Raw genomic sequence first — 22,513 nt, forward strand, 5'->3', positions numbered from 1 at the left:
CTAAATTAATTTGTAAAAAGAATACGAGAATGATTAAAAAAGTTACAACTCTTATACTAGCCATCTTTACTTCTGCTGTTACATTCGCTCAGATAAAAACCATATCTGGTAAAGTAATTGATCAGGAATCAGGTCTTGCTTTGCCTGGTGCTACTATCATCAAACATAAAGGGAATGTCTCTACTGCCGCTGATGGCACATTTTTAATAAAAGCAAAAGCAGGTGAGCGTTTAACTGTTTCTTATACAGGCTTTGTAACCAAGGAAGTTGTAGTTGGTAACAACTTAAACTTATTGATTGGTTTAACTGAAGATCCTAAAAGTCTTTCTGAAGTCGTAGTAACTGGAGCTTTAGGTATTAAAAGATCAGCCAGGGAACTGGGATCAAGTGCTCAACTGGTTAGTAACGAGAGCTTAAATCAGGGTAAAACCGTAAATCCATTATTTGGATTGAGCAGTAAAGTTGCCGGACTTCGTATTAATATGTATGATAGTAAGGTGGATCCTGTTGCGCAGATTACACTTCGTGGAACACGTTCATTAAGTCGTTCAACTGGTATTGATGGTAGAAATACCAATGCTCCTATATATGTAGTTGACGGGATGCCGGTTCCAAATATCAACAGGCTTAATCCGAATGATATTGAGAGTATTACTGTTTTAAAGGGCGCAAATGCAGCAGCGCTTTATGGTTCAGAAGGTGTTAATGGAGCTTTAATGATTACTACAAAGAACGGTGCTCGTGGCAGTAACGTTGTGAATGTAAGTAACACCACCACTTTTTCTAATGCCTTTTTGTTGCCAAATGCACAAACTACATACGGGCAAGGTGTAAATGGTGCTTATGATCCGGTACAATATGCTTCATGGGGACCTAAATTTGATGGTTCAATGAAAGATATTGGTTTGCCTTTACCAGATGGGACACAACCTCAGCTTTTATATGCAGCTCCTAATAAGGATAATAGATTGGGCTTGTTTCAAACAGGTATCAATGTGCAAAATGATGTTTCCTTTTCTGGAGGTGATCAGAATAGTACTTATTTCTTATCTGCACAATATGTAACACAAACAGGTATCATCCCAAAAGATAAAAATGATAGGATAGGCCTGAGGTTTAACGGAAGCCGTAATTTTAATAAATTAAAAACTTCTTATAACATCAATTATGTTCATAACAAGAAGTCGATTACGCCTGATGGGCCTTGGATAGGTGCATATTCTATGCCTGCAAACCTTGATTTTAGCAGGTTAAAAAATTGGGAAGATGTAAACTCAATGGCTAGTCCGCATAACTATTTTACTCCTGAAACAGGAAACTTGCGTAATCCGTATTTCCAGATAGATAATATTCGCGACAATAGTACACAGCAGATCCTTAATGGTAAACTTGATTTGGATTATGAATTCACGCCATGGTTTAGCGCATTGTATCGCATAGGTATTTATTCTATTTCTGATGAAATACGTACATCAACAAACAAATTCGAGGCTGCTGGAACCAGAAATGTTCAGGGCTCGGTAAATGATGCTAATAACAATTATAGAAGGTTAAATAGTGACCTGATCTTAAATTTCAAAAAGGATTTCGGGGATTTTACTACTAAACTTTTATTAGGTCAAAATACACGTACTGATTATAGAAAAGAAAACAACATCAGTGCAAACAATTTATTGTATACAGATCTGTTAAATCCTGGAAGTCGCCAGGGTGAACTTGGAGGTGCGGTAGCAATTACCCAGCAACGTTCAATGGCTGTATACGGAGAGTTTGTTGCCGGCTATAAAAACTACCTGTTTTTAACGTTTACAGGAAGAAACGACTGGGTATCTACATTAAGTAAAGAGAATCGTTCATTCTTCTATCCGGGAGTAAGTACTTCATTTATTGCCAGTGATGCAATCCAGAGCATTAAAAATAGCAATACCATTTCATTTGCTAAAGTATATGCTTCATGGAATAGAACAGGGAACGTGACCCTACAGCCCTACTCATTGGAAAATGCTTATGCACAATCTAATGGATTCCCTTTTGGCAATTCTGTAGGTTATTTGCCAAGTCTTAGTGTAACAGCTCCTGGAATTCAACCAGAATTTGTTTCTTCTTATGAAGCAGGTATTCAGTTTGGTTTATTCAATAACCGTTTAAATTTTGATGGTGCTTATGTTTATTCAGACTCTGACGGACAAATCTTTAACTCTACTGCATCAAGAGCAACCGGATATAATGTGAAGGTTATTAATGCTGGCCGACTGGTAAACAATATTTTTGAGCTAAGCCTTAATGGAGACATCATCAGAAGCAATGAAGTAAAATGGAATATGGGTGTTAACTTTACCTATATCAAAAATACGGTTAAAGATCTTTCAGAAGGATTAACCAATATCAACAATTTCCGCCAATCGTATGCTGTAAAAGGAGAGCAATACCCTAGCTTATTGGTGAGTGATTATGCAAAAGATCCTCAGGGTAGAGTGATTATCGATGCAAATGGAGAGCCAATGAAAGCCCAGGGCACTACTAATCTTGGGGCACTTATCCCGCCATATCTAATGGGATTAAGCACAGGTGTTAGTTATAAAGGATTTAGCTTAAATGCACAGTTAGACTGGAGAATGGGTGGTTGGTTATATTCTGAGATTGTACCTCGTATGTATAGTGCAGGTACGCATCCGGCAACTGTTCAATATGACAGACAGCCATTTGTTTGGCCGAACTCTGTGATTGAAACCGCACCGGGTGTTTATGTGGAAAATACAAATCGTTTATCAAAAGGCGATCAGGCATTTTGGACAAAACAAGGAGAGATTCAAATTAATACAGCAGCAAAATCAGACTTTCTTAAGTTGAGAGAGTTGAGCTTAAACTATGCTGTCCCTGCTAAGTTTCTTGCTGGTCAAAAAGTGATTAGACAGGCAAGTCTTGGTTTAGTTGCTAATAATGTATTTATCATTCGCCATAAAGATAATGATATGGGCGATCCTGAATATCTATACAATAATACGGATGGGTATATCAGTTTCCGCCAGGTACCTCCAATGAGAACGTTTGGATTTAATGTAAACCTTACTTTCTAAACATATTACATATACCTTATTTATAATACGATGAATAGAATTGCTAAAATATTTACACTTGGGTTAATCACTGTGACCGGATTTAGCTCATGTGAAAAATTTCTGGATGTGAACACTAATCCAAATGCTCCGGGTAAAGAAACCATATCATTAAGTGCTAAATTTCCTGCTGCATTGGTCGCAACCGTAAATCAGGAACAGGGACAGATTAACCAGATTGGTGCTTTTTGGGGTGGTTATTGGGGTACTACAAACCAGGCTGTTAATTCTTTTGTGGATCTAAAGTCTTATAATGGACTAGCCATAATGCACCAAAGAGATGGTATTCCTGTATGGGAAACTGCTTATAACAATCTTTATTATTTAGAGTTGATTAAAAAGGAGGCACTGGATGAAAAAGCTTTGTTTCATGCTGGAGCGGCTAAAATCATGCAAGGATGGTTATTCTTACGTCTCGTTGATATGTATAATAATATCCCTTTTGATGAAGCATTGAGAGGTTTTGATATTGCTACACCCAAATATGAGCCAGGTAAAACGGTTTATGAAAAAGCTATTAACCTGATAACATCAGGTATTCAGGATATTAAAAATCATAAAGATGGTCCTGGAATTTCTAAAATGGGCGCAGATGATGTTATGTTTAAGGGAGTTCCGGCCTTGTGGTATAAGTTTGCAAATACAGTAAAATTAAGAGCCTTAATCCGGCAGAGTGAAGCTGGCAATCAAGCATATATTGATGCTGAGATTGCTAAGATTGTGGCTGAAGGTAGTGGATATTTAAATGCTACAGAAAATGCATTTATCCAACCTGGATACCTTAATAGTTCAGGTAAATTGAACCCTTTCTGGGAAAATTATTATAAAACAGTAGCAGGTAAGGTTACAGTTAATTATGCTGCAATCAGACCAACTACTTATGTTATTAATCAATATTCAGCATTAAATGACCCACGTCTAGCCAATCTTTATGTAGCCGTGGGTGGTACCTATAAAGGTGTGCTGTTTGGCAATCCGAGTTCAAGTGATCCACAATACAGCCAGGCCAATACTTCTGCTTTTAAAGGCCCTGCAGAAAATAATAATAATCCAGCAGCCTTATTTAAAAGCTTTTCTCAGCCTTCAGTGCTTATGAGTTCATTTGAAAGTTTGTTTTTACAAGCTGAGGCAGCACAAAGAGGATGGATTACAGGTACTGCACAGCAATATTATGAAGAAGCAATAAAACAATCATTTAAGTATATGGAAGTTCCAGCTGGTGATTTTACTGCTTATAATCAGCAAGCAGGAGTATCTTTTACAGCTGCTGCTGCAAATGCAAAGATTGAAAGAATTATTCAGCAAAAGTGGTTGGCATTAAATAGCATTAGCAGTATTGAAGCATGGAATGATTACCGCCGACTAGGTTTGCCTAACATTCCTAACTCTTTAGATGCCCCATCGCCAACAGCTCGACCACTTCGTTTAATGTATCCGGAAACGGAAAGAATGACAAATAATGAAGAAGCTTCTAAACAAGGAAATGATGACATTACTTCCGCCAAGATCTGGTGGATGAAATAATATTATTTTTAATATTATATTTAGACTGTATCTAAATAATTGTATTTTAGCGACCTTGAAAATAAATAATGCCAACAAAGACAATTTGTTGGCATTATAAGTAAACAAACTTTATCACTTTAAAAATGACAGCGCAAAAAACAAAATCAACCTGGCAAAAAATCCGTAAGTTTTTTAATGATATCCACTTATGGATTGGCTTAGGTAGTGGTATTATTGTCATACTGATTTGTTTAAGTGGAACTTTGTATGTATTCAATACTGAGTTACGTGAGATGGCATCGCCTGAATTGTATCATGTTAAATACGAAAAGGGAGCTAAACCTATCGCTGTTGAAGAGCTTATTACCAAAGTAAAAGAAAGCACAGGAGGAAAGGTGGCTTCAGTAAAGATCCCCTCAGATCCGGGGCGTTCATATCAGTTTATGGTTCGTTTAAAAGATAAGGAAGAGGGGAGTAAAGATAAGGCCGGAAGTAAGGATAAAAGTGAGGTGGCAAAAGATAAAGGACGTGATAAATCGGGTAAAGGCGATAAAAAAGATGGGAAAGGAAAAGAAGGTCCGGCTGGTGGAAAACGCCCTTCAGCATTTGCTGTAAATCAATATACGGGTGAAGTACTAGGTAATATATCGGCATCGAAAACAGCTACTGCATCTTTTATGCAAACTATGTTTAGCCTGCACCGTTGGTTGTTGTTAGATAAGATTGAAAAACCATTAATCGGTGAATTAGAAAATCGAAAATTGGGTAGTTATATATCGGGTACAGCGACTATATTGTTTACCCTTGGTGTAATTACTGGGATGGTAATCTGGTTTCCTCAAAAGATTAGAGCCTGGAAACAAGGATTTAAAATTAAATGGAGTGGAAGCTGGAAAAGGAAAAATCATGACCTGCATAACAGTTTGGGCATGTATTCATGTATATTCTTGTTCCTAATGGGAATAACCGGTCCGCAATGGTCTTTTCCCTGGTATCGTGAAGCATTAAGAAAAACCTTGGGAACTCATGTGCCTGAAGGCGCGGAACTTCCAAAAGATCCTATTTCAAAACTTAGTTCAGCAGGTGTAAAGCCTTTAAATATCACTGATTTTATTGCAGCAGCAGACAAAGCATTGCCTTATACAGGCGATTACAGTATCAGTATGCCTAAAGATTCAACTGCTGCAGTCGCAATTATGAAGAATAAAACAGGCTTCTTTGCTCCATCGGCGGGCGACAAGATCTTACTTGATCAATATGATGCTTCTGTTTTAAAAATAGAAGTATTTAAAGATAAGCCTTTTAATGAGCGTGTATCTGGTTCCATAAAAGCATTGCACTTAGGTGATGTTTATGGAATGTTTACCAAAATCATTTACTTCTTCGCCTGTTTAATAGCCACGAGCTTACCTATAACCGGAACTATTATATGGTTAAATAAGCTTAAAAAGAAAAATAAGAGCAAAAAGAAAAGCATGGTTAAGCAACCCGCGCTTTAAACTTATCGCGGTAATCTTTTGGAGTCATACCAGAGCTTTTCTTAAAAAGTTGTCTGAAAGCTTTAAGGTCATTATAACCTGAGTTTAGCATGATTTCGAGAATGCTCTGATTGGTCTGTTCTAATAATTTTTTTGCGACTTCTATTCTGGTTTTCTGTAAATACTCTATCATGGTATTTCCAGTTGCCATTTTAAATCTACGTTCAATGTTTCTTCTGCTGGCAGGTATTTGTTGCAAAATATCATCAACTGTAGCAACTTTATTATAGAGGTTCTCAATAGACAACTGTGTTTTAGCAACCAGGTCATCTCCATGATCTCTTGAAGGAATAAAGGTGCCAAAATAGCTTTGCTGACCACGGTTCATGTCAATGGCAAATACTTTTGCCATTCTTACTGCAATTTCTCTATTTCCATAGTTATGAATTAGTCTTAGCAACAAATGAAAGGTGCTGGTTGCTCCTCCACTGGTATAAATACCGTGATCGTAAGTAACTACTTCATTGGGTCTTAAAAACACATCGGGATAACTCTCTGCAAAGGAAGTGCTGGCATGGATATGGGTAGTTGCACTCTTCCCATTTAATAAACCACTTGCACCAAGTAAAAAAGCACCAGTACAAAAGGAAGCAATCTCAACCCCATTATCATGTTGATTGCACAGCCAGGGTATAAAATCACGATTCTCTTGAATTGCAGCTTTTAAATCAAAGGTACTAAAGGCGGGAATAAGAATTAAATCATGTTTACCAGCTGATTTTAAAGGTTGTGGTTTGTGACTATTAAATGCTGGGATTTCATTTTTGCTGTTTTCAGCATATAGTACATTTAGCTTGAAAAGAGGTTCTTCGTCTTTAGTCTTGTAATAGCTGTTTACAGTATCAAATACATCTAATATCGCTGCTACGCTAAGCAGTCGGTATTGATTGGTCAGTAATAATGCTACCTGTGTCATTACTTTATGGTTAGGAGAATGCAAAATAGAAAAAATAAACAATTTGCTTATGCATGAACGTTATTCAATTTAAATAATTATACTTTTTCTATAAAATGCGCTATAAGTAGGAAGACCAATAAAAAAGACCATTTGCTTTATAGCAGAATGGTCTAATCTAATTTTTTGAAGGAAATACCAGGTTTTAATTTTATTTCCAACCACCCCCAAGGGCTTTGTATAAATTCACAACAGATTGCAGTTTTTGCAAACGGTCGTTAATACTGTTTAGCTGAGCGGCAAGCAAACTTTGTTCAGAAGTAAGTACATCTGTGTAATTAGTTGCAGAGCTATACCGTAGCAATTCTTTGGTAAAATCGACAGCTTTGGTTAAAGATGCAACCTGCATTGCTCTTGTTTTTTCTTTTTCTTCAGCGGTCTGGTAAGCATAAAGAGCGTTAGAAACTTCTTGACCACTTGTTAAAAGAGTCTGTTGGAAATTATAGAACGCAATTTGTTGTTGTGCTTCAGCAGTTTTTAAACGTGCTTTGTTCTGTCCCTTATTAAAAATAGGTTGGGTAATTCCACCGATTAGACTGTAAAAAATAGAGTTGTCAAAAAAGTTTTTAAGGGTTAAGCTAGATAAACCTGCATTAGCTGTTAAAGTTAAAGCTGGATAAAAAGAAGCCCTTGCCACATTTTTATTCTCAAAAGCAGCCCTGAAAGCAAATTCAGCAGCCTGTACATCAGGTCTGTTCTGTAATAATTGTGCAGACACACCAGTTTGCAAATTGCTATATGCTGTTTGTTGATCAAGTGTTGACCGATCAATTTTTCCAGGACCTTTTCCTAACAGGATGCTTAGCGCATTTTCTGTTTCTCTGATGCTTCTCTTTAAATCAGGTAGGGTAACCTGTGCAGCATATAAATTGGCTTCACTTTGCACAACTGCAGCACCATTAACAACTGCACCTTCTTTTAAAGACTTCATGGTTTCAACATCAGCTTGCCTTATTTTGATGGTTTGTTCTGTTATAGACAATTGTTTATCCAGAGCAAGCAAGTTATAGTAAGCATTGGCAATATTCGCGATGAGTTGAGTCTGGACAGCCCTTTTTGCAGCATCAGTTTGAAGCAATGAAGCATAAGCAGACCTTTTTGCACTACTCAATCTACCCCAGATATCCGCTTCCCAACTGGTGCTCAATTGCGCTTTATACAATTGTGTTTCTGTATTGATGTTAATACCTGGAGGAAAATTTAATGCTGCTACTGATTGCTTATTATCTGTAACAGATAGATCGCCGATTAAGCTAGGTAATAAAGCCGCTCTGCTTTGCAAAAGAGTAGCTTCGGCAACCTTAATCCTTTCAATAGCCTGTTTCAGGTCAAGGTTTCCATTGATGCCCTGTTCTATTAATAACTGCAAACTCTGATCTGCAAATAATGTTTTCCACTGTAAGTTTGCAATGCTAGTTGTATCTGTTGTGGTATTTTCGCGGTACAAGTCATTACTGTTTACAGCAGGGCGTTCATATTTTTTAGTTACGCAAGCCGATAAAGCAAGTATCGAGAAACCGATGAGAAAATAAGATTTATAATATCTGGTGTTCATGTTTTTTAAATTAGTGTTCACGGGTATCAACTTCAGGGAACTCAATAGCTTGTTGCTCAGCGGTGTAGCCCTCTAAGAATGGAGGTTTATTACTCACCCTTTCTTGAAGACTCTGGAACACGATGAACAGGGCAGGTATCACAAAAATACCAAAAATAGTTCCTATTAACATCCCTCCAACAGCACCAGTACCGATCGACTTATTACCTGAAGCACCAACACCTGTTGATAGCATTAAAGGTAATAGACCTAATATAAAGGCAAATGAAGTCATTAGGATTGGACGTAAACGAGCGGTTGCACCACTAATAGCTGCACTTACAATACTCATTCCTTTTCTTCGTCTGTCTACCGCAAATTCTACAATCAAAATCGCATTTTTTGCTAATAAACCAATCAACATGATCAGTGTAATTTGGGTGTATATGTTATTGTCAACGCCAAATATTTTATCGAATATAAATACACCTGCCAAACCTACTGGTAAAGAAATCAATACCGCTAAAGGAAGGATATAACTTTCATATTGAGCACAAAGTAAAAAGTATACAAAGATTAAGCAGAGCAAGAAGATAAATATGGTTTGACTTCCGCCTGCCATTTCTTCTCGAGAAAGGCCCGAGAATTCGTAACCATAACCTGCTGGCAAATGAATTGCAGCTTCTTCTTGAACAGCTTTTAGCGCATCACCTGAGCTGAATCCCGCTTTAGGACTACCTGTAACAGATATGGAAGTAAACAAGTTGAAACGGGATATAGCCTGTGGTCCGTATACTTTTTTTAGTGTAATAAAATTACTGATTGGAGCCATTTCTCCTTTTGCATTTCTGACATAAATGTTATTCAGCGTAGCCTGGTTAGCGCGGTATGCTGCATCTGCCTGGTACATTACCCGGTATTGCTTACCATATTTGTTAAAGTTGGAAGCATAAACACCACCATAATAACCTTGCAGCACATTCAATACATCACTTACACTTAAACCTGCCTGTTTTACAGTAGCCACATTCACATCAATCTGATATTGAGGGAAATTAGGGTTAAATGAGGTAGATGCATACTGGATTTCCGGTCTTTTACTTAATGCTGCTAAAAACTCGTTTCCTATTGTGTTAAATTTATTAATGTCGCCACCGGTTTTATCCTGTAACTGAAATTCGAAACCACCACTAGTACCAAAACCCTGGATGGTAGGAGGGGCGAAAAAGATTACTCTTGCTCCTTTAATATTAGCAGTTTTAGCAAATAATTCACCAATTACGGCTTTGACATCACGTTTACGCTCATTCCATGGAAGTAATTTCCCAATTACCATTCCATAGGAACTGCCCGACCCACTGATCATACTACGTCCGACAACGGTTAAGGAGTTTTTAATTTCAGGAATTGTATGTGCTATACTGTCAATTTGTTTAATGACTATTGCTGTTTGCTCCAAAGAAGTTGCGGGTGGCAGCGAGATATCAGACATAATAGTTCCCAAATCCTCATTTGGTACAAATCCTTTTGGCGTAGTGTTCATTGTCCAGATTAATATCCCGGTAAAAAGTGCAACACCTAAACCAGCTATCCACTTTCTTCTGGCCAAAAAGGTAACAGAATGTTTGTACTTCATCGTCATTGTATCAAATGACGTATTAAAAGCAGCATAAAAACGTTGCATAAAATTTTTAGGCTTACCATGATCATCAGCATGTGGCTTTAATAACAAAGCACAGAGTGCAGGACTTAAAGTCAAGGCATTTATTGCTGACAGGATAATTGCAATTGCTAGTGTTAATCCGAACTGCTTATAAAATACTCCTGATGAGCCTTGAATAAAACTTACCGGAACAAACACCGCAGCCATAACCAATGTAATGGAAATGATTGCACCTGTGATGTCTTCCATCGCATCGAATGTTGCTTTCTTTGCGGATTTATAACCCTGATCGAGCTTGGCATGGACGGCCTCAACCACCACAATGGCATCATCCACTACAATACCTATGGCCAGTACAAGAGCAAATAGGGTAAGTAAGTTAATAGTGAACCCAAATAGATTCAGGAAAAAGAAAGTACCAACAATAGCCACAGGTACACTAATCGCTGGAATTAATGTAGATCTGAAATCCTGAAGGAAAATAAATACTACAAGGAAAACCAGGATAAACGCTTCAATAAGAGTATGGATTACTTTTTCAATTGAGGCATCCAGGAAGTCGTTAACATTAACCAGCGAGGTATAACTGATGCCTTTTGGAAAGGTCTGAGAAGCTTCTTCGAGCGCTTTTAATGAACCTTCAATTACGTCTTTTGCATTTGAGCCTGCAGTCTGATTAATTGCAATACCTACTGCGGGTTTACCATTAAACCTTGTCGTACTGGCATAACTTTGTGCACCTAATTCAATTCTTGCAATATCTTTTAAGCGTAATACCTGTCCATTTTCTGCAACTTTGATAATGATGTTACTAAACTCAATCTCATCCTTCAATCGGCCTGAATACTTTAAAGTATATTGGAACGATTGTTCACCTTGTTCACCAAATTGACCAGGTGCAGCTTCGATATTCTGTTCTGCAAGTGCAATACTTACATCATTAGGAATTAAACCATAAGTCGCCATCACATCTGGTTTAAGCCAGATACGCATACTATAGTCCATCAAACCAAAGGCCGTAGCATCCCCAACTCCATTTATACGCTTTATCTGAGGAACCAGGTTAATATTCACATAATTCTGCAAAAATTTCTGGTCATACGAGTCACTTTCACTATAAATACCAAAAATCAACACATTACTTGCCTGACGTTTTGCCGTGATTACACCTGATCTGGTAACCTCTGCAGGTAATAAACTACTGGCCCTTGCTACCCTGTTCTGCACATTTACAGCGGCAAGATCTGGATCCGTTCCAAGTTTAAAGTTAATTGTAATTGTAGCAGTACCATCATTACTCGCTGAGGAAGTCATATAGGTCATGTCTTCCACACCATTAATTTGTTCTTCCAGAGGAATAACAACACTATTCATTACCACATCAGCATTTGCACCCTGGTATGAGGCTGAAACCTGTACCGTTGGTGGGGCAATTTCTGGATATTGAGATACAGGGAGAGTAATGAGGCCCAGTATACCAAGTATCACAATGATAATAGATATTACCGTAGATAATACTGGTCTTTCTATAAATTTCTTAAACATATATTCTATTTCAACAGGTTAAAAAACCAGGTTATTTATTGTTTAGATCAGCGTAAACTGAATCTGCATTTTTCTCGTCAGGTTTAATCTCAAGACCATCTTTCAAAGATTGGAAACCTTCCAGTACAATTTTGTCACCTTCTTTTAATCCCTTCGTAACCACATAGTAGTTACCTTTTGCGATTTCCATAATCTCAATTTCTGTATTTTTAACCAGGCCTTTATCCGCTAAAACATATACAAACTTTTTACCTTGTAAATCAATAGTTGATTTTTGAGGAATAAGAATTACATTTTCTAAGTGTTGTGGAATACGTACTGAAGCACTTGCTCCACTTCTTAAAAGATTCTGTGTGTTTGGAAAAGTAGCTCGTAAACTAGCTGAACCTGTTCCTGTATTGATCAGACCATTTATAGATCCAATTTTTCCTTTTTCCTGATAAGGAGTGCCGTCAGCCAAAACTAAAGAAACAGATGGAATATTCTTCATTTTTGCCTCAATAGTAGCACCTTTATAATTACGTGAGAAATCCAAAAGTTGTTTCTCATTCATTGAGAAATAAGCGTAAATTTTAGAAATGTTTGATACTGTTGTCAATGGACTAGTGCTATTACTGCTTACTAGACTCCCTGTTTTAAAAGGGATGCTGCCTATAACACCATCAACCGGACTGGTAATATGTGTATAACCTAAATTTACCTTAGCATTTACAAGTTCAGCTTTTGCTTGTGCCAATGCTGCTTTTCTGCTTTGAAGTGTTAGCATTGCTGCATCCAGATCATATTTACTGATAATATCTTTCTCTACCAGTGGTTTAGTTTTATTTACCTGCAATTGCGCAGCATTAACATCAGCTTCTGCACTACTAATAGCTGCATTTGCAGTTCTAACCTGTTGTTCGTACTGAGGTGCATTGATCTTAAAAAGAGCTTGTCCTTTTTTCACGCTTGCACCCTCATCTACATATATTTTTTCAATAAAGCCATCAACCTTTGGTCTGATGTCAATATTTTGAATTCCCTCTAATGTTGCAGGGTAATCAGTTTCCAAAGAAGTAGATTGAGCCTTCAAAACCACCACCGGGTATGATTGCACCTGAGCTGGAGGCGGACCACCTGCTTTTTTCTGATCCGAATTTCCGCATGAGGCGATAATTAACAATGCTGGAAGCAATAAGTAGAGAGATTTGGTTCTAGTTTTCATTTATGTAATTATATGTTTTTTGGAGAAGCGATTTGTATACTACTGAATTTAAGGGAATATGGTTTCAAAAATTAATTTTTTTCTTTCCTCCAGCAATTCGGAGTATTCGTCATCATTCATGCCAAACAATATCTTATTGAGAGGGGCCGTAACCAAGGGGTATGCCATTAAAGAAAAAAGGTTCAAAGTAAAATGTCTTGGATTCATCCTTTTTATAGTCCCTTTATCCATTTCAAATTCTATTTGCTTTAAAAAAGCGTTCACTTTTTTTGCTCTTGCTTTTTTTGAATCGATCACATCTTTTCTATTCATCTCAGTAATGATAAATAACTCTCGATACGGATATTGCATAGACTCTTTGAGGAAAACTGAAATGAGGTTTTCTATTTTTTGTTTGAAGGGCATATCAGATTCAATAACCTCATCAAGCATATTTACAAGTGATTCTTGTGCTTCGTTAAATACCTGATCAAATAAAGAATCCCTGGAACGGAAGTAATAATTAACAAGTGTACGATTTACACCAGCAGCATCTGCAATCTCTTGTGTAGTAGCATGTAACTTCCCTTCAGCAAAGAAAAGATGTTTAGCCGTATTCTTAATTAATTGTTCAGTACCAGTATCTCTTGTGGTCATTTACTTGAGTTTGACAAAATTGTTAAACAAAAGTATTAGTCTCATAGTTTAGTTAAAACACAGAAATGTAATGTTTAGATAAAACGATTATTGTAACCAAATAATTGCAAAAGCAATTTGATACTAGAAAAAAAATCTGATTAAGAAATTGGCTAAAAAAATATACTAAGGCAAATGTTGATGTACCATATTTAGAGCGAAATCAAGTTGTTCTTTTTCAGTTAACTCTGTGTTGTCCAGTATGATGGCGTCTTCTGCCCGGGTTAGTGGACTTTCCTTTCTTGTAGTGTCCGCATAATCACGGTGAGCTAAATTCTCAAAAACCTCTTCTAAAGTGGTAGTCTTATCTCCTTTACTTTGTAACTCTTTATACCTGCGTTCAGCTCTGATTTTAGGGTCTGCGGTCATGAAGAATTTGACTTGTGCATCTTCAAAAACAGTAGTTCCGATGTCGCGTCCATCCATTACTATATTTTTGGACTTGCCCATTCGTTGTTGCTGTTTGACCATTTCTTTACGAACCAACTTATTCGCAGAAACCTCACTTACATTTTCTGAAACCGGCATCTGCCTGATCTCTTCAGAAACTTCTTCGCCATTCAGCGTAATATGTGATTCATAATCACGTGAGTGAAAATTAAGCTCTATGTTATGAAGTGCCTCTGCTACTGCTTCGGGATCATTTATATTGATTTGGTTACGGATGAAATATAAAGTGACTGCCCTGTACATAGAGCCACTGTCGATGTATATAAATCCTAATTTTTTTGCTAAGGCTTTGGCAAGTGTGCTTTTTCCACATGACGAATAGCCATCAATTGCTACAACGAGGTTTTTTCTCATAGGTAAGCAAAGTTAGTATTTTGAGGGATTGTTTTAAATGAATTTTATATTAAGCTTTTTGCACCTTTAAATCATATTCTTTTATTAAAGCTTCAGATGGAATCTTTAACAGCTCACTAAACTTTCTGATCATGGTTAAAGAAAGAGCCTGCTTGTAATTGAGTACTTTACTAACGGTCCCCTTATCTCCATAAATCTCTGCAAGATCTGATGGTTTGTAACCAAATTCTTTCATTCTGATTTTAATAAGTTCAATAGGATCAACTTGGGGTAGTGTGCTATGCACTTTGTCATATTCTGAAATGAGATGTGCCAGCAATAGCTTTTCTTTATGATCTTCAGAACCTTTTTTTGCTTGCTTAATAGCTTGATATCTGTTTATTGCCTGTTGGTAATCATGCTCAGATTCAATTAAGTACCATTGTGTTTTTAAGTCCATTTATTTATCTTCTAATTAATATTCTACACTAGATTGTCTTAGCATCAATTTTATCATATTCTGAATGTGTTCCAAGAAATCTGATCTCTACAATTGCATCATCGTAATCAATCTCTATGACTAGTCTGTACTTATTCCCCGTAATTTTAAATCTGGCACGGTCACCTACAATTATTTTAGCTTTCGGGAAATCTTTTAAAACATCAGCACTTTTTGCCCAGGTTGCTTGTTCTGTTACCGTTCTCCAAACTCTTAAGCTTTTCCCAGCATCTGCATGTTTATGTGCAAACCGATCCAGGCTTCGTGAATAGATAATTATCATAATTCAATTCAAATATACTAATAGTTGGCAAATTACCAACTACGATTTAAAAATTAATTTGCTATTGTCAGCTTAATGGTTAACAATAGTGTAAGTCTATACAGATTTAGTATTATGTTGGTATTTTAATTTCATATTTTTGGGGTATGGTACCTGGAAAAGAAGATATATTAAAAGCTGTAACCTTTAAAACTTCAAGAAGTGGGGGAAAGGGTGGACAAAATGTCAATAAGGTTTCCAGTAAGGTTGAGCTTATTTTTAACTTGTCTTCAGCAAGTTTTTTAACAGATGATGAGAGAATACTAATAACTGAACGCCTGGCCGGGCGTTTAGATCAGGAGGGTAATATTCATGTAGTTTCACAAGAAGACCGAAGTCAGCTGCTAAATAAGGAAAAGACAATTGCTAAACTTATTGCCTTACTGAAATCAGCCATGCATGTGCAGAAGAAAAGGAAACCTACTAAAACTCCTAAATCAGTAATCAGAAAAAGGCTGGCCGATAAACAAGCTGTGGCTCATAAAAAAGAGTCTAGAAAACGTCCTCAACTAGATTAATCAATCTAAGAAGCTCCCGGTTTTTAATTAAACCGGTAAAACATGCTTATAGAACCATACTGATGTGCTTTAGCTGTGCTTTTCACTTCTTTGGTTTTAAAAATCATTCCAAAATCAAATGTAAAGCGTTGTGAACTATAGTTAAAGCCAATTTGTTGGGCAAAGACTAATGGCTTTGCTCCAAAAGTAATCGGGTCATTATCATTAAACATATTACCCTGTATTGTGGCATCATAAGCAACAAGGTTGATTTGAGGTTTAGCATAAAAGAAAACTTCTCTTTTGACAAGGGTTTTTGTTTTTGGGTTATTGCCAATTACAGCATTGGTATATGCGGAATTAAAAAGCTGGTTTAAGCCACCCGCTCTGAATAGGATCCCTGCTCCGGCACCACTGAATGTTGTGCCTGCATTGGCATATCCCTCAAAAGAGAAATCTATCGCCTTATTAGAGGCGCGGTGCAATAGCCTGGTATATTGGGCCGATAAATTTATAGCTAAAGCATTTTTTATCTGGTAATCCCAGCCTTCAAGTGTATAAAAACCTACCGTATTGTGTAATAACTCCTGGCCATCTTCAGCAAGTGAATTTGGACCAGTAGTACCTATTTCTACACTTGTTTTTAAAATGCTTTCATTGCTGTAAAACCAACTTAATGCTCCACCAGCATATAAATAGCCTGCAAACGGACGATCCTGTTTTGCCGGATCTGGAGCGTAACCTGAATAAGCATTATAAATTTCCTGCCCTGCAGTAATTTCATAAGTCTTTTTCTCCAAACCTTCTTTTAAATCTTGCTGATTTAGCGCCCTTCTAAAATGGATAAATAAACCATTGGTATAATACCTGTCAGAACCCTGTGCCAGATAGGAATCATTATCGCTTCGGAAACCAAATTCATTTTTATAGGTCTGGCTAAAAGCACTAATGCTGAAGATAGAGATTAATAAGGCAAGGAGTAAGTGTTTCATCCGTTTTTAGGTTTGCAGTAAAGTTATCAGAATTAGGATAAGTTTAAAAGAAAAAGGAGGCTATATCGTAATACAGCCTCCTTTTTAACATCGTTCTTATGATAATTGATTAAACAGCCTTCGCTGGATTTAATTTTATACTTAGATTCTGAGGATTTTTTACTTTTTCTTTTGTTAAAGCAAGTTCAATAACCTCTTTCATTTCAGAAACATAGTGGAAATTAAGGTCTTTGATATAGCTTTCCTTGATTTCCAGAATATCCTTACGATTTGATTTACATAAAATAATATCTTTTATGTTGGCGCGTTTGGCAGCCAGTATCTTTTCTTTTATTCCGCCTACAGGTAATACTTTACCTCTAAGTGTAATCTCACCCGTCATAGCCAGGTTAGATTTTACTTTACGTTGTGTAAATGCAGAAGTTAAAGCGGCAAGCATGGTTATACCCGCTGAAGGACCATCCTTTGGAGTAGCGCCGGCCGGAACATGCACATGTACATCCCATTGATCAAACAGTTCGTATGCGATATCAAAAATATCAGCGTGTGCACGTAAATAAGCAAGAGCTATAATTGCAGATTCTTTCATAACCTCACCCAGATTTCCAGTAAGGGTTAATTTACCTTTACCAGGACTTAGACTTGCTTCAATAAAAAGAATATCGCCACCAACTTGTGTCCAGGCTAAGCCTGTTACAACACCAGCAACTTCATTTCCCTCGTACAAGTCTTTGTCATAGATAGGTGCACCTAAGATACGTTCAACATCCTCTGAGCTAAGATTTGGATCATAACTTTCCTCCATTGCAATTTTAGTAGCTACACCACGTACCAATGAACCAATCTTTTTCTCCAGCCCACGTACGCCAGATTCTCTGGTATAATCTTCAATTACCTTTTCAATCAGCGAACTTTTAACATTAATATCTTTGGTTTTTATGCCATGCTGCTCTTTTTGTCTTGGTAACAGGTATTTTTTAGCAATTTCTATTTTCTCCTCTATGGTATAACCATTTACCTCAATAATCTCCATACGGTCTAACAAGGCAGGATGTATAGAGCTGAGTGAATTTGCAGTAGCAATAAATAGAACATTAGAAAGATTATAATCTGCCTCTACATAATGATCATTAAAAGCATTGTTTTGCTCGGGATCAAGTACTTCAAGCAAAGCAGAAGAAGGATCACCTCTAAAATCAGAACCTACTTTATCAATTTCATCCAAAACAAATACAGGGTTAGCTGCACCTGCTTTTTTTATGGATTGAATAATACGGCCTGGCATAGCGCCAATATATGTTTTTCTGTGACCACGGATTTCCGCTTCATCTTTAATCCCACCTAAAGCCATCCGAACATATTTGCGGTTAAGTGCTTTTGCTATAGATTTACCAAGCGATGTTTTACCAACTCCCGGAGGACCTACAAGACAAAGGATAGGCGCTTTCATATCACGCTTAAGTTTCAATACAGCCAGGTACTCTATGATACGCTGTTTAACTTTTTCCAAACCGAAATGATCTTTATCTAATACACGTTGTGCACGTTTCAGATCAAAGTTATCTTTTGTAAACTCATTCCATGGCAAATCCAGCAATAGTTCCAGGTAATTAATCTGTACAGAATAATCAGGAGCTGCAGGATTCATGCGACCCAGCTTTTCAAGCTCTTTGTTAAAATGTTCAGCAACCTGAACATCCCATTTTTTCTTTTTAGAACGGGTCTGCAAAGCCTCATACTCCAGGTCAGATGAATTACCACCTAATTCTTCCTGAATTGTTTTTAGCTGTTGATTTAAGAAATAATCTCTTTGTTGCTTATCCAGATCTACACGAACTTTAGATTGAATCTGGTTTTTAAGTTCCAGCATCTGTAACTCAAGGGTTAGTAACTCCATAACCATCATGGCGCGCTCCCTAAGGTTAGTCATTTCCAGCATCTTTTGCTTATCTGCAACATCTGCATTCATGTTCGAAGAGATGAAGTTGATTAAGAAAGAAGTACTTTCTATGTTTTTAAGTGCAATACCTGCTTCACTTGGAATGTTTGGCGACAGTTGAATGATCTGGCTCGACATTTCCTTAATAGAAGCTACTAAAGCTTTAAATTCTTTGTCAATCTTATGTTTTGATTCTTCAAACTTACTGATTGTTACTTTGATGTATGGTTCAGACTGCACCTCTTCCAATAAACGGAAACGCTGTTTACCCTGAATAATTACTGTAGTATTGCCATCAGGCATTTGAAGCATCTTAATAATATGAGCAACAGTACCCACACTGTTCAATTCATCAAAAGTAGGATCTTCTATAGAGACATCACGTTGTGAAACTACACCAATAATCCGGTCTCCCTTATAAGCTTCTTTAATCAGTTTTATTGATTTATCCCTTCCAACTGTAATGGGGATTACTACTCCGGGAAATAGTACAGTGTTCCGTAATGGTAGAATTGGTAAAATTTCTGGCGTGTCCTCATTATTCATTTCATCTTCATCTTGCTGGGACATTAATGGAAAGAATTCAGTGTCTTCGTTTATGATAGGTAGTGCGTTGCTAAAATCGAATTGATCTCGTTTACTCATTAAATAAGTCTTTCTAAAATAAAAAACGACAATTTGACAGCATGTCGTTTAAAAATTATTAATTGTGTTGTATACTGGTATTTTCAACTCCTGTGCCAAAAAAAGAATGACTGCTTTTCTCTGTTAAAAAGTCATGCGTTAATAATTAATTATTTTAAAAATCATAATTTGTATTATTTGACGTTTTAGTTAGATATTTGCATGTGGTACGATAGTTGCCTATATCAAACCTTTTAAATATATTTATTTTAAATAGAAATTAATGAACTATTTCAAGCAAACGATCTTATTGTTATTTGTTTTTTCTGCCAGCACTACTTTTGCCCAAAATAGCGGGTATGATAAACTAGGTATGCAGGCGATGATGAAGGGGGATTATAAAGGTGCTGTGAATCAGCTTGAAAAGGCAGATACTAAAAGTCCTAATAATGCTAATGTGTTGAAAATGTTAGGCTATTCCTATTTTCAATGTGGTAATTTCGAAAATTCTATAGATACATATAGTCGATTAATCGTCTTAAAACCTTCAGATTACTCTGCTTATTATTACAGAGGTAAGGCCAGACAAAATGTAGCTAATGATCCGAAGGAATCTTTGAATAATATGCGTGATAATTTTTATCAGGCTGCAATTAAAGACTTTACTAAAGCAATTGAGATCAACGGAGAAGAGGATACACAATTGTTGCAAAACAGAGCATTAGCTTATAAAGATTATGCGATTTATAAATCTTATAAGATAAAAACGAAAGCAGAAAAAGCGGCTTGTATTGCTTTATTTAATAACTCTATCACGGATTTCCAAAAGGTATTGGTTGTTCAGCCGCAGCGTAAAGACATACTTTCACTAATTGATTATGTTAAAGCTCAGGTTACAAGTCTGAAATAGAACTATCGTCTGGTATTTTAATGCACCCAATATTAATTAACGTTAGTATTGGGTGTTTTTTTAAAGAAACGCTCGCCTGGCCATAATTAACGCAGGCTTAATATTAAGGGTATATATTTGCACTGATAAGGGGCACCGACTGCCCTGCAAAGTTTTTTTTTATATATTGGACTTTTTTTAGTTACAGTTACTTCGCTGTAATGCAGTTAAAGCATGGAAATATATTCAAAATTTACTGATGCCGAATTGGTTTCCCTTTTACAAAAAGGATGTCATAAGGCCTATACAGAAATATACCATAGATATAAAGGTGTGCTGTATAAACATGCATTGAGAGTATTGAATAATACAGAGGAAGTTAACGATATCATTCATGAGCTATTTCTTAACTTATGGATTAAAAGAGAGCATATATTAATATCAGAAAGGCTTTCTTCCTATCTATATGCTGCAGTAAGAAACAGAATATTAGATCATATTGCACGCAATAAATTTGTGACAAATTATATAGAGTCAATTCAGGAATATATCCAGGCAGCAGTACCCCATACAGAACAACAAGTTAGGCTAAATGAGTTGACAAGGTTGATAGAAAAGGAAGTATCAGCATTACCAAAAAAAATGAAAGAGATATTTGAAATGAGTCGTAATCAGGAATTGTCTCATCGGGAAATAGCGGCCCAGCTTAATATCTCTGATCATACTGTTAAAAAGCAAATTAATAATGCTTTAAAAATATTGCGACCTAAAATTACATCTCTTTTGGTCGGAATACCATTCTTTTAAAAAAAAAAATTTTAATCTTATACCTGGTACATTCTCATTCGTCTTAACCTTAGAAAGCAACCCATAGGTAATGATGAAAAGTAAAGAAGCGATTATATTGCTCGAAAAATATGAAAATGGTACCATCACTAAAGAGGAATTGACCCTTTTAGAAAGTTGGTATAATCATCAGGCATCTATAGGTAAGGCCGAAATTTCTGATGAAGAACTAGAAGAAAATCTTGCAGGAATTTGGACTGCACTTCCACAAGCATCCGATGAAAGTCATAAAAAGAATATAAGGATATGGCCAATGATTTCTATAGCGGCTTCTGTATTGGCTGTGCTTTCGGTTGGTTTTTATTTTTACAATCTTAATAAAACGCAGAAAAAGGAGGCAATGGCTCTCTTATCCAGTGAGATTATCCCTGGAGGAAACAAAGCATATCTTACATTGTCAAATGGTAAACGAATTTCTTTAACTGAGGCAGAAAATGGTACGCTTGCAAAGCAAGAAGGAGTTACCATCACAAAAACTGATGATGGGCAATTAATATATAAGGTTACAAATACAGGGGAAAAAGGAGGCGTTTCTGCTTTTAATACTATTGAAACCCCTAATGGTGGACAATATCAAGTCCTTTTGCCTGATGGAACTAAAGTGTGGTTAAATGCAGCTTCAATGCTTACATATCCTGTAAACTTTGGGAAAAACGAGCGTAGAGTAGAACTTAGTGGGGAGGGGTATTTTGAAGTTGCAAAAAATAAATTGAAACCATTCAGGATAAAAACAGACCGACAAGAGGTTACTGTATTGGGTACTCATTTTAATGTTAATAATTATAAGGATGAAACTAAAGCCTCTACCACCTTATTAACTGGGTCTGTTAGCATATTAAACCTTAAATCTTCAGAAAGGGCAATTCTGAAACCTGATGAACAAGGTATCTTGAATGAAAAATCACTAAGTGTACAGCAGGTTAATGCAGAAGATGCTATAGCGTGGAAAAATGGAGAGTTTTTATTTAATGATGAACCTTTGGAAAGCATCATGCGACAAATCTCCAGGTGGTATGATATCGATGTAGAATATAAAGGAGTTAATCCAACAGATCGTTTTGGAGGATCTATCTCCAGATTTGAAAATGTAACAAAAGTACTTGAAAAATTAGAGCTTACAGGTGGAATACATTTCAAAATTCAGCATAGAACAATTATAGTGACAAACTAATCATTGTAAAAAACAAACTTTTTTTATAACCAAATTAAACAAACCGAAAATTAATTATATGAGCACAGAGAAATTTACATAGCCCCCCAGTTAAAAAGGGTCAAAAACAAACGCGTCCTGATTCGCAGTCAGGACACGTCAATTGTTTGAGTTAACCCTAATCCTAACGGATTGAATTATTGATGAATATAATGATGTATTAACCCAAACTTGGT

General features: G+C 36.5%; 17 protein-coding genes. 7 read left to right on the forward strand and 10 right to left on the reverse strand.

The window, feature by feature from the left end:
• The first annotated feature begins 29 nt into the window (after positions 1-29).
• The 3 genes from WC623_RS23865 to WC623_RS23875 all read left to right on the forward strand — a co-directional run bounded on the left by WC623_RS23865 (position 30) and on the right by WC623_RS23875 (position 6,121).
• The gene (locus tag WC623_RS23865; protein ID WP_372855920.1) at positions 30-3,077 is read left to right on the forward strand and encodes a SusC/RagA family TonB-linked outer membrane protein; all 3,048 of its coding nucleotides are present in this window, start codon (positions 30-32) and stop codon (positions 3,075-3,077) included.
• A 30-nt stretch (positions 3,078-3,107) separates the two neighbouring features.
• Positions 3,108-4,640, forward strand: a complete 1,533-nt coding sequence (locus WC623_RS23870; protein ID WP_372855922.1) for a SusD/RagB family nutrient-binding outer membrane lipoprotein — start codon at positions 3,108-3,110, stop codon at positions 4,638-4,640.
• Positions 4,641-4,765: 125 nt separating this feature from the next.
• Positions 4,766-6,121: a PepSY-associated TM helix domain-containing protein gene (locus WC623_RS23875; protein ID WP_372855924.1), complete on the forward strand. Its 1,356-nt coding sequence runs from the start codon at positions 4,766-4,768 to the stop codon at positions 6,119-6,121.
• Here the strand turns inward: WC623_RS23875 and WC623_RS23880 are convergent.
• The 8 genes from WC623_RS23880 to WC623_RS23915 all read right to left on the reverse strand — a co-directional run bounded on the left by WC623_RS23880 (position 6,102) and on the right by WC623_RS23915 (position 15,301).
• The gene (locus WC623_RS23880) at positions 6,102-7,076 is read right to left on the reverse strand and encodes a GlxA family transcriptional regulator (RefSeq protein WP_372855926.1); all 975 of its coding nucleotides are present in this window, start codon (positions 7,074-7,076) and stop codon (positions 6,102-6,104) included. The genes WC623_RS23875 and WC623_RS23880 overlap by 20 nt on opposite strands.
• 190 nt (positions 7,077-7,266) lie before the next feature.
• Positions 7,267-8,670 carry an efflux transporter outer membrane subunit gene (locus WC623_RS23885; protein ID WP_372855927.1) on the reverse strand — a complete coding sequence of 468 codons (1,404 nt, stop codon included), beginning with the start codon at positions 8,668-8,670 and terminating at the stop codon, positions 7,267-7,269.
• 10 nt (positions 8,671-8,680) lie between these two features.
• Positions 8,681-11,857, reverse strand: a complete 3,177-nt coding sequence (locus WC623_RS23890; RefSeq protein ID WP_372855928.1) for an efflux RND transporter permease subunit — start codon at positions 11,855-11,857, stop codon at positions 8,681-8,683.
• Positions 11,858-11,888: 31 nt separating this feature from the next.
• A complete protein-coding gene (locus tag WC623_RS23895) occupies positions 11,889-13,061 on the reverse strand; it encodes an efflux RND transporter periplasmic adaptor subunit (protein ID WP_372855929.1) in 1,173 nt (390 codons plus the stop codon).
• Between the two features lie 48 nt (positions 13,062-13,109).
• Positions 13,110-13,697, reverse strand: a complete 588-nt coding sequence (locus WC623_RS23900) for a TetR/AcrR family transcriptional regulator (RefSeq protein ID WP_372855931.1) — start codon at positions 13,695-13,697, stop codon at positions 13,110-13,112.
• Positions 13,698-13,862: 165 nt separating this feature from the next.
• Positions 13,863-14,540: a (d)CMP kinase gene (gene cmk / locus WC623_RS23905; RefSeq protein ID WP_372855933.1), complete on the reverse strand. Its 678-nt coding sequence runs from the start codon at positions 14,538-14,540 to the stop codon at positions 13,863-13,865.
• 49 nt (positions 14,541-14,589) lie between these two features.
• Complete coding sequence (locus WC623_RS23910; RefSeq protein WP_372855935.1) at positions 14,590-14,979, reverse strand: type II toxin-antitoxin system HigA family antitoxin; 390 nt, start codon at positions 14,977-14,979, stop codon at positions 14,590-14,592.
• 28 nt (positions 14,980-15,007) lie between these two features.
• Positions 15,008-15,301 carry a type II toxin-antitoxin system HigB family toxin gene (locus WC623_RS23915; RefSeq protein ID WP_372855937.1) on the reverse strand — a complete coding sequence of 98 codons (294 nt, stop codon included), beginning with the start codon at positions 15,299-15,301 and terminating at the stop codon, positions 15,008-15,010.
• 146 nt (positions 15,302-15,447) lie between these two features.
• Between WC623_RS23915 and arfB the strand changes: the two genes are divergently transcribed.
• Complete coding sequence (gene arfB, locus WC623_RS23920; RefSeq protein WP_372855939.1) at positions 15,448-15,858, forward strand: alternative ribosome rescue aminoacyl-tRNA hydrolase ArfB; 411 nt, start codon at positions 15,448-15,450, stop codon at positions 15,856-15,858.
• 23 nt (positions 15,859-15,881) lie between these two features.
• On the opposite strand, the gene WC623_RS23925 is transcribed toward arfB, so the two are convergent.
• Together WC623_RS23925 and lon are read right to left on the reverse strand one after the other, a co-directional pair.
• Positions 15,882-16,829: a lipid A deacylase LpxR family protein gene (locus WC623_RS23925; RefSeq protein WP_372855941.1), complete on the reverse strand. Its 948-nt coding sequence runs from the start codon at positions 16,827-16,829 to the stop codon at positions 15,882-15,884.
• 109 nt (positions 16,830-16,938) lie between these two features.
• Entirely contained in the window at positions 16,939-19,413 is a 2,475-nt protein-coding gene (gene lon, locus WC623_RS23930) for an endopeptidase La (protein WP_372855943.1), read from the reverse strand.
• Positions 19,414-19,675: 262 nt separating this feature from the next.
• Between lon and WC623_RS23935 the strand changes: the two genes are divergently transcribed.
• The 3 genes from WC623_RS23935 (at position 19,676) to WC623_RS23945 (ending at position 22,298) form a co-directional block, all read left to right on the forward strand.
• The gene (locus WC623_RS23935) at positions 19,676-20,302 is read left to right on the forward strand and encodes a tetratricopeptide repeat protein (protein ID WP_372855945.1); all 627 of its coding nucleotides are present in this window, start codon (positions 19,676-19,678) and stop codon (positions 20,300-20,302) included.
• A gap of 213 nt (positions 20,303-20,515) precedes the next feature.
• A complete protein-coding gene (locus WC623_RS23940) occupies positions 20,516-21,088 on the forward strand; it encodes an RNA polymerase sigma factor (RefSeq protein ID WP_372855947.1) in 573 nt (190 codons plus the stop codon).
• 70 nt (positions 21,089-21,158) lie between these two features.
• On the forward strand, positions 21,159-22,298 hold the full coding sequence (locus WC623_RS23945; RefSeq protein ID WP_372855949.1) for a FecR family protein: 1,140 nt from the start codon (positions 21,159-21,161) through the stop codon (positions 22,296-22,298).
• Positions 22,299-22,513: the final 215 nt, after the last annotated feature.

This window comes from Pedobacter sp. (assembly GCF_041645105.1).
Classification (GTDB): Bacteria; Bacteroidota; Bacteroidia; order Sphingobacteriales; family Sphingobacteriaceae; genus Pedobacter.